Origin of the sequence: Limosilactobacillus mucosae (assembly GCF_046939755.1) — a bacterium.
Classification (GTDB): Bacteria; Bacillota; Bacilli; order Lactobacillales; family Lactobacillaceae; genus Limosilactobacillus; species Limosilactobacillus mucosae_A.
This window is the reverse complement of the sequence record NZ_JBKZAY010000025.1, coordinates 22557-30099: the sequence shown is the minus strand read 5'-3', so window position 1 is coordinate 30099 and position 7543 is coordinate 22557. Positions and strand designations below refer to the sequence as shown.

The following is a 7543-nucleotide window of genomic DNA, read 5'->3' as shown; positions in this document are numbered from 1 at the left end:
TGCACATCTAAACGAACTTTGGCACCTGGCATTGTGTGTCAGGGTTCGGATATTGGAGAGTTGTCCGAGAGGCCGAAGGAGCAGCATTGGAAATGCTGTATACGGGTTAAAGCCTGTATCAAGGGTTCGAATCCCTTACTCTCCGTTTCCTATGACCCATTAGTCAAGCGGTTAAGACACCAGCCTTTCACGCTGGTATCGTGGGTTCGAATCCCGCATGGGTCACTTATGGAGGATTAGCTCAGTTGGGAGAGCATCTGCCTTACAAGCAGAGGGTCACAGGTTCGAGCCCTGTATCCTCCATTGCAACTGAATAGTTGCGTCCACAAGGATGGCTCGGTAGCTCAGTTGGTAGAGCAACGGATTGAAGCTCCGTGTGTCGGCGGTTCGATTCCGTCCCGCGCCACTTTATGGAGGAGTAGCGAAGTGGTTAAACGCGACGGTCTGTAAAACCGTTCCTTCGGGTTCGGCGGTTCGAATCCACCCTCCTCCATTATTATAGGGATATAGTTAAACGGTATAACTACGGTCTCCAAAACCGTCATTGTGGGTTCGATTCCTACTATCCCTGCTCAACTGAATATTTTGGCGGTATTGGTGAAGTTTGGTTAACACATCGGTTTGTGGGTCCGACATGCGTGGGTTCGAATCCCACATACCGCCCTTTTATCCGACAGCTTACCAAAAGTTGGATAGTTTGAACTAATATGTTCAGGCACTATTTGGTGGTATAGCCAAGTGGTAAGGCACAGGTCTGCAAAACCTTGATCACCGGTTCAAATCCGGTTACCACCTTTTAGTAAAGACTTATGCCTCTGTGGCGGAATTGGCAGACGCGCTGGACTCAAAATCCAGTTCCCGTTGAGGGAGTGTGGGTTCGACCCCCACCGGAGGCATTAAATATTCAGTTATATATCTTTACTAAGCAGTCATCAGTTTTTACTGATGGCTGTTTTTTTGTGCTAATCAGTTTTCCACCTAGCAAGGCGCCAACTAGTGCTATCAAGGCGCTCAAAGGTAGAAGTGCCTTGATTTTCTTACATTGACATCCGGAAATTCGGCAGTCCCAATACTGGGGTGGGCATTTATGGTCGCCTAGCTACTACATGAGTACGCTTGGCAACATGAGCAAAGACGTCGTAGAAAACTACATCAATAACCAAAAATACAATGCGCTTCAAAAAGAACGTCTTAAGGAAGCCTATCCATCCCATGACTAAAGCCACGGGATGGATAGGCATAATTAAATATAAGGCACCGATTACTGCAGCAGGATCTTTAAAAGCCGATTCAACTCAGAATAAGACAGCTGCAGACGCTTCTTTAAGGTTTCCGTAGCGGGCATGGCATCATTATGCTGATTTAGATAGGTCGAATATTGATGAAGTCCACTCAGTTCATGCGCCTTCATATAGTCAATGACCAAAAACGTCAGATCGGCATTGGAATATCGGCTCCAACGACTGGTTTTACGAATGCTTTCACCGTATTTAACAGCATAGCGCTTTTTGAGTTCTTCAAAAGAAAAACCATAGCGCATCAGCGAATCGTAACTGACGCCCAGAACCGGTCGGCAACGTAGGCGAAAATCCTTTACATTATAGAGCTTTTCACGACGCATGAGTTCTAAGGCCCCATTAACAACCTTCTCACATGTCTGCGGATCAGCTAAACGAATGGATTGTTTGGTACCCTGATGCTTACTGGCACCTTTTTTGCCATTTTGAGCAATGTTTTTCTTGGCATCATAGCTAAATCCCAAGTCATGCATCAAATCGCTCCAAGACATTTTGGTAATCTGCATGGCACTATTCGGTGAGGGGGCCTCGCCGCGATGGTAGCGGTCTTGATAAACGGTCCGGCTGGGATTGTTTTGTATACCCAAACGGATGATTTCTTGCTTCAGCAGAACTTTAATAATTTCTGGATCAGCAGCTTTATGCGACATATCGACAACCTTCCTTCGTAAAAGGCTTTAGTCTAATCATACCGTAATTTAAGCAAAAAATCCCCTAATCTCTCTGACTGATGATCGATGCCAGCTTTGACTGTCTGATATTCCTTGAAATAATTGACAGTAATTTTATTTTAAAACGATGTCTGACTGATTCGCTGTAAACAGATTTGTTCGTAAAAGCTTTGCTCATATTTTAACTTTTTTGTTGGTTGAACCAAAAATCGTTTTCATTATGCTTACATTAGTGAAATTAATTTACTTTTCGAAGATGTTCGTTTAGAATTATCTCAACAATTTGATAGTTAATTCACAATCTTTAGGAGGCAATAATTATGGCAAAAGTTGCATTAGTTACCGGTGCAGGTCAAGGGATTGGTAAGGCAATTGCTGAACGTTTGGCCAAGGATGGCTTTTCAGTCGTTGTTGTTGCTCGCCACATGGATGCACTGCAAAAAGTAGTTGAAGGCATCAAGGCAAATGGCGGTGAAGCTTTTGCCGTTACGGCTGACGTTGCTAAGCGCGATGAAGTCTTTGCAGCTGTTGACCAAGCCGTTGAACACTACGGCGACTTCAATGTGATGGTTAACAATGCCGGGGTTGCTCCGACAACGCCAATTGATACCGTAACGCCCGAAGATCTGCAAAAAGTTTACAGCATCAACGTGGGCGGTACGATCTGGGGCGTTCAGGCTGCCCATGCTGCCTTTAAGAAGCTTGGCCACCCAGGCAAGATCATCAACGCTACCTCACAAGCCGGTGTCGTTGGGAACCCTAATCTGACCGTTTACTCCAGCTCCAAGTTTGCCATTCGTGGGATCACGCAGGTTACGGCACGTGAACTGGCTGAAGAAGGCACGACGGTTAACGCATACGCACCTGGGATTGTTAAGACCCCAATGATGATGGACATTGCTCACCAAGTTGGTAAGAATGCCGGCAAGAGCGATGAATGGGGTATGCAGACGTTTGCTAAAGATATTGCTCTGAAGCGTCTGTCTGAACCTGAAGACGTTGCCAATGCCGTTGCCTTCTTGGCTGGCCCAGATTCTGACTACATTACCGGTCAAACGCTGGAAGTCGATGGCGGGATGCAGTTCCACTAAAATTAAAGCTAAAGTCAAAAAGATCTCATCGAATGTCGGTGAGATCTTTTTTATTTGGCGCGGTCATTGGTTCTTAGTATTTAATTATAGTTGCCGATTTTTCAACTGAGTCGCGCTTTGGTCTGCAATCAATTGGTCGTCGTGGTTAGTGTTTCTGAGCGAAAACAATACCCTCCAGTCGTAGCAAGGCTAATTTACGAGCAGTGCCCCCAGCATAACCGGTTAGCTGACCATCACTGCCAATAACGCGATGGCAGGGGATCAAAATCAGAATTGGATTATGAGCGACGGCGCCACCGACTGCCCGCGCGGCTCCCGGTGCTATTTTTTGATGAGGAGCGGCTTGTTGGGCCAGTTCTTGATAGGTGATGGTGCTCCCAATAGGAATCGTCAGCAATGTATCTAGAATGCGCTGCCGATAAGGCGTGGTTTCCAAGGCCAGCGGAATCTCACGCGGGTCGGGAGCCTGCTTGGCAAAATACTGATCAAGCCAGGTAGCCGTATGTTTAGTAATCGAATTTTGCGCAGTGGCAATCTCATCCAGCGCGAAGCCGGCACCGAAATATTTTTGGCCGTTAAACCAAAGACCATGCAAAGCTTTGTCACTTGCTAGCATGGTCATGGTACCTAATGGGGAATGATATTGATATTTAAGCATAGTAGATCAATCCTTTCGAAATTGGTATCTGCAGCCGTGAGATTATGGATATTTATAAATTTTTGATGAAAGCGATTTTTACATCGATTAATTAAAAAAAGTAACGCTAGACTTAATAAATTTTAATAATCAGTGCCAAAAAACAATTAAATAGTAAGTTTATATTTACGGGAAACACGGCATCATCAAAATTAAAAGTTTGTTAAAATTAAACTGTGCGATATACTATAATTTAATATTTAATGTTTTAAGAGGAAAGAGGAGAACGAGATGTGTGGATTTTTAGCCGCTGGTTCCAGTGAGTTTGCACCCAAGGCTTTTGCGGATGCCTTGGCCAAGCTGAACGATCGTGGACCTGATATGACTCGGACGATTTCAATGGATGACAAGGTCTTTGGCTTTAATCGCCTGGCCATCATGGACTTGTCAGAGCGCGGAATGCAACCGTTTGTAAATGATGACTGTATCTTAGTTTGCAACGGCGAAATATACAACTATTATGCATTGGAAAAGAACTTGGCGCCCGAGTACGAATTTGTCAGCAACAGTGATTGCGAAGTTTTGATTCCACTCTACAAAAAATATGGTCTGGATACAATGTGCAAGATGCTGGACGCGGAATTTGCCTTTGTCTTGTACGACCAAACTACTAAGCGCGTAGTTGCCGCCCGCGACCCGGTTGGCATTCGACCAATGTTTTATGGCTATACCAAAGGCGAGCATAAGATGTCGTTTGCCTCAACTGCCAAGGCGCTGATGGATCTTTGCGATGAGATCTATCCTTTCCCGCCAGGATATTATTATGATGGCGAAAAATTCGTCTGCTACCATGATGCTACGACGGTTCAGAAGATGCGGACCGATGATTTTGCCACGGCAGCCAGCACTCTGCGCGAAAAACTGGTCGAAGCCGTGCGCAAGCGTCTAAACTCGGATGCACCAGTTGGTTATCTACTGTCTGGGGGCTTGGACTCATCTTTGGTCTGCTCGATTGCTACCAAGCTTCTGGGCAAGCCGATTCGGACCTTTGCAATTGGGATGGACCGCAACCCAATCGACCTCAAGTACGCGCGGGAGGTTGCCGACTATCTGGGAACTGACCATACCGAATTTATTATGACGCGCGAAGATGTGCTCAACGCTTTGCATGAGGTCATCTACCAGCTGGAAACCTGGGACATTACGACGATTCGGGCTTCAATCGGGATGTACCTGCTCTGCAAAAAGATTCATGAAAATACTGATTTGAAGGTGATTTTGACCGGTGAATGTTCTGATGAGCTGTTTGGCTACAAATACACGGACTTTGCTCCCAACGCAGAAGAATTCCAAAAAGAATCATTGAAGCGGGTACACGAGCTGTACATGTACGATGTTTTGCGGGCTGACCGCTGCATTTCTTCCAACTCATTGGAAGGCCGGGTACCATTTGCCGACCTTGATTTTGTTGAATATGCGCTGTCAACTGATCCAGAATTGAAGATGAACCATTATCACAAGGGCAAGTATCTGTTGCGGCAGGCATTTGCTGGGCAAGGATATTTGCCAGATGACATCATCATGCGGGAAAAGGCGGCCTTTAGCGATGCGGTTGGTCACTCATTGGTTGATGACTTGAAGGACTACGCCGAAACGCGCTACACGGATGAAGACGTGGCCAACGCCAAGGAAAAGTATCCATACTGCACGCCGTTTACCAAGGAGTCATTGATGTATCGTGATATTTTTGAGGAATATTTCCCGGGAAAAGCAAAATGGATCAAAGACTTCTGGATGCCAAACAAGGAATGGGAGAACTGTGACGTTGACGATCCAAGCGCACGAGTACTCAAAAACTATGGTGCCAGTGGTGAATAAGGCGACTCGTCGTCATAATAATTAATCGATAATTGATAAAAGCGTCATCTTAGGCGAGGCTTGTCATAATAGCCTCAGCTCTTGAGGTGGCGCTTTTAGTTTGCAGTCATGGTTCTGCTTGGATGGGTTTGGGAAATTTAGCTGCTGAAGAATTTGGCTCCTTGCCAAAATTGAGATTGTTGAACAGCAGCCGCATCTCTGCCGGTATGAAATCAGAGACTTTAGCTGCCAGCTGTTGAGAACTCGTCCGCATCTCCTCTTGAACAAGCATGATAAATAGTTGCGAACGTTAGACATCTTAGAAACGATAGTCATAGGTTTATGGTGTCAATCAACTGTTAGAGCATCTTGCATCCAACCAAGCTCTCATCATCAATTTACTCAAAAATAAAACAGCACTCGATCAGACTTTCAATGTCTAAGTCTAGTGCTGTTTGCATTTGCGGCTGCCTATCGATCAGAATTGCTGCTTATCTTGGTCAAGCAGCTCAAATGAATGCTTTTCCTTACCAATTTGTTTCCAGATATCAATGATCAAAACGTCCATAATTAAGGCGCCAATGATAAACAAGACATATGAATACTTGGTCCCAATGGCAGTCTGAACGACGGTACTTTGATGAGGCAGCTGAGCAGCAGTGATTGCCAGAATCGTGGAGACACAGGCCGTGCCGATTGAGCCGGCATACTGCTGAAGGGTACTGAACAGGGCATTGCCGTCGCCAACCAGCTGTGGTTTTAAGTGCTGCAGTCCATATGTCATGACGTTATTGAATAAGAAACCAAAGCCGACCATATAGACCGCGTAAAAGATCGTCAGCGACCACATTGAGAGCTGACCACTAAAAACATACATCAAGATTACGGCCAGATTAGTAAACAGCGCGCCAAAGATCAGTGGCTTCTTGATTCCCGATTGATCCAACAGGCGACCAGTCAGTGGCAAAAGGACAGCTGAGATCAATGCCCCCAGCAAGAGCATCAGGCCAGCGACAAAAGAATTCTGATGCAGCGTCAACTGCGCGCAGTTTGGCAAAAGGAACGTCATGCCGATTTGAATGAACTGAACCATAAAATACAGCAATAAGCATGGGAGATAGATTGGATCAGCAAAAACATTGGTGTTGACCAAGGGATGCTCGCGATGTGAGGTCAAGTAGCCAAAAGCAATCAGGGCGACCAAGGCTATAAGGACATTCCCATAAAAAGCGGGAGAGCCAAAACCACTGGTACCGGCATTGTTTAGCCCCATTTCCAAGCAGATAAAGCCAATGGCAACCAACAGATACTGTAGTAATTGGAAACGGATGGCAGTAGGCTTGCTTAGTTGTTGAACGTTAACGATGCCAATCAAGCCAAAAATAATCCCGATTGGCAAAACAATCCAGAAAATTACGCGCCAATTGATAAATTGGGTAACCAAACCGCCGTATGTTGGTCCCAAAGAAGGCGCCAAACCGATTACCATACCGCCGAGACCGGCATAGGTACCCTGCATGGCAAACGGAACCTGTTGCATGATAATGAAAAACAGCAGCGGCATGGCCAGCCCAGTACTGATCCCTTGAATCAGCCGCCCTAAAAGCAGCACCCACAGCTGAGGCGCCAGGGCACAAAGCAGACCACCAACGATAAAGGCCAGCGTAGAGGTGATAATCAGACTGCGCAGCTTAAAGCGCCGCTGCAAAAAAGCGGCCAGCACAACCGTCAAAGCCACGGTCAGCAGATAGCCGGTCGCGACCCACTGCACGGCGTTAAGACCTTGATGGAAGTCACGCATTAAAGTTGGAAACGTAACGTTCATTGAGGTTTCTACCAAAACGCCACAAAAGGCGAGGCCAGCAGTACCAATGATTGACAGGTTGGTTTTTCTGCTGACCCGTTGTTCGTTCGTTTGCTCCATAAAAATCAAATTCCCCTTTCTCAAATAAAAAAACTGACACTGGGAAGGCAAGAATGCTTTTCCTA

The 7543-nt window shown here is 45.9% G+C and carries 6 protein-coding genes, 9 tRNA genes and 1 pseudogene; 12 read left to right on the top strand and 4 right to left on the bottom strand.

All coding sequences use genetic code 11. From position 1 onward, the window contains the following. The first annotated feature begins 54 nt into the window (after positions 1-54). The 10 genes and pseudogenes from ACLUWI_RS08305 to tnpA all read left to right on the top strand — a co-directional run. Positions 55-145: transfer RNA gene (locus tag ACLUWI_RS08305), tRNA-Ser, on the top strand. Positions 146-153: 8 nt separating this feature from the next. Next, a tRNA-Glu gene (locus ACLUWI_RS08300) sits at positions 154-225 on the top strand. 5 nt (positions 226-230) lie between these two features. Beyond that, positions 231-303: transfer RNA gene (locus ACLUWI_RS08295), tRNA-Val, on the top strand. 30 nt (positions 304-333) lie between these two features. Further along, positions 334-406: transfer RNA gene (locus ACLUWI_RS08290), tRNA-Phe, on the top strand. Positions 407-412: 6 nt separating this feature from the next. Continuing rightward, positions 413-493: transfer RNA gene (locus ACLUWI_RS08285), tRNA-Tyr, on the top strand. Positions 494-500: 7 nt separating this feature from the next. Then, positions 501-571 (top strand) — tRNA-Trp (locus ACLUWI_RS08280). A 17-nt stretch (positions 572-588) separates the two neighbouring features. Then, positions 589-663, top strand: a tRNA-His gene (locus ACLUWI_RS08275). A gap of 61 nt (positions 664-724) precedes the next feature. After that, positions 725-795, top strand: a tRNA-Cys gene (locus ACLUWI_RS08270). 16 nt (positions 796-811) lie between these two features. Next, positions 812-896, top strand: a tRNA-Leu gene (locus ACLUWI_RS08265). Between the two features lie 63 nt (positions 897-959). Continuing rightward, a pseudogene (tnpA, locus tag ACLUWI_RS08260) lies at positions 960-1220 on the top strand (IS200/IS605 family transposase); the annotation flags it as partial. A gap of 41 nt (positions 1221-1261) precedes the next feature. On the opposite strand, the gene ACLUWI_RS08255 reads toward tnpA, so the two are convergent. Further along, complete coding sequence (locus ACLUWI_RS08255) at positions 1262-1948, bottom strand: hypothetical protein (RefSeq protein ID WP_412146913.1); 687 nt, start codon at positions 1946-1948, stop codon at positions 1262-1264. 338 nt (positions 1949-2286) lie between these two features. Here ACLUWI_RS08255 and ACLUWI_RS08250 point away from each other — a divergent pair, with 338 nt between their 5' ends. Beyond that, positions 2287-3060 carry a (S)-acetoin forming diacetyl reductase gene (locus ACLUWI_RS08250; protein ID WP_109588286.1) on the top strand — a complete coding sequence of 258 codons (774 nt, stop codon included), beginning with the start codon at positions 2287-2289 and terminating at the stop codon, positions 3058-3060. 145 nt (positions 3061-3205) lie between these two features. Here ACLUWI_RS08250 and ACLUWI_RS08245 read toward each other — a convergent pair whose 3' ends face one another. Further along, positions 3206-3718, bottom strand: a complete 513-nt coding sequence (locus tag ACLUWI_RS08245) for a methylated-DNA--[protein]-cysteine S-methyltransferase (protein WP_412146912.1) — start codon at positions 3716-3718, stop codon at positions 3206-3208. Between the two features lie 270 nt (positions 3719-3988). On the opposite strand from ACLUWI_RS08245, the gene asnB reads away from it, so the two are divergent. Further along, the gene (gene asnB, locus ACLUWI_RS08240; protein ID WP_412144937.1) at positions 3989-5575 is read left to right on the top strand and encodes an asparagine synthase B; all 1587 of its coding nucleotides are present in this window, start codon (positions 3989-3991) and stop codon (positions 5573-5575) included. A gap of 106 nt (positions 5576-5681) precedes the next feature. Here the strand turns inward: asnB and ACLUWI_RS08235 are convergent, their stop codons facing one another. Together ACLUWI_RS08235 and ACLUWI_RS08230 are read right to left on the bottom strand one after the other, a co-directional pair. After that, the gene (locus ACLUWI_RS08235) at positions 5682-5828 is read right to left on the bottom strand and encodes a hypothetical protein (RefSeq protein ID WP_412146911.1); all 147 of its coding nucleotides are present in this window, start codon (positions 5826-5828) and stop codon (positions 5682-5684) included. Between the two features lie 204 nt (positions 5829-6032). Then, positions 6033-7478: an MFS transporter gene (locus tag ACLUWI_RS08230; RefSeq protein ID WP_412146910.1), complete on the bottom strand. Its 1446-nt coding sequence runs from the start codon at positions 7476-7478 to the stop codon at positions 6033-6035. Positions 7479-7543 lie beyond the last annotated feature (65 nt).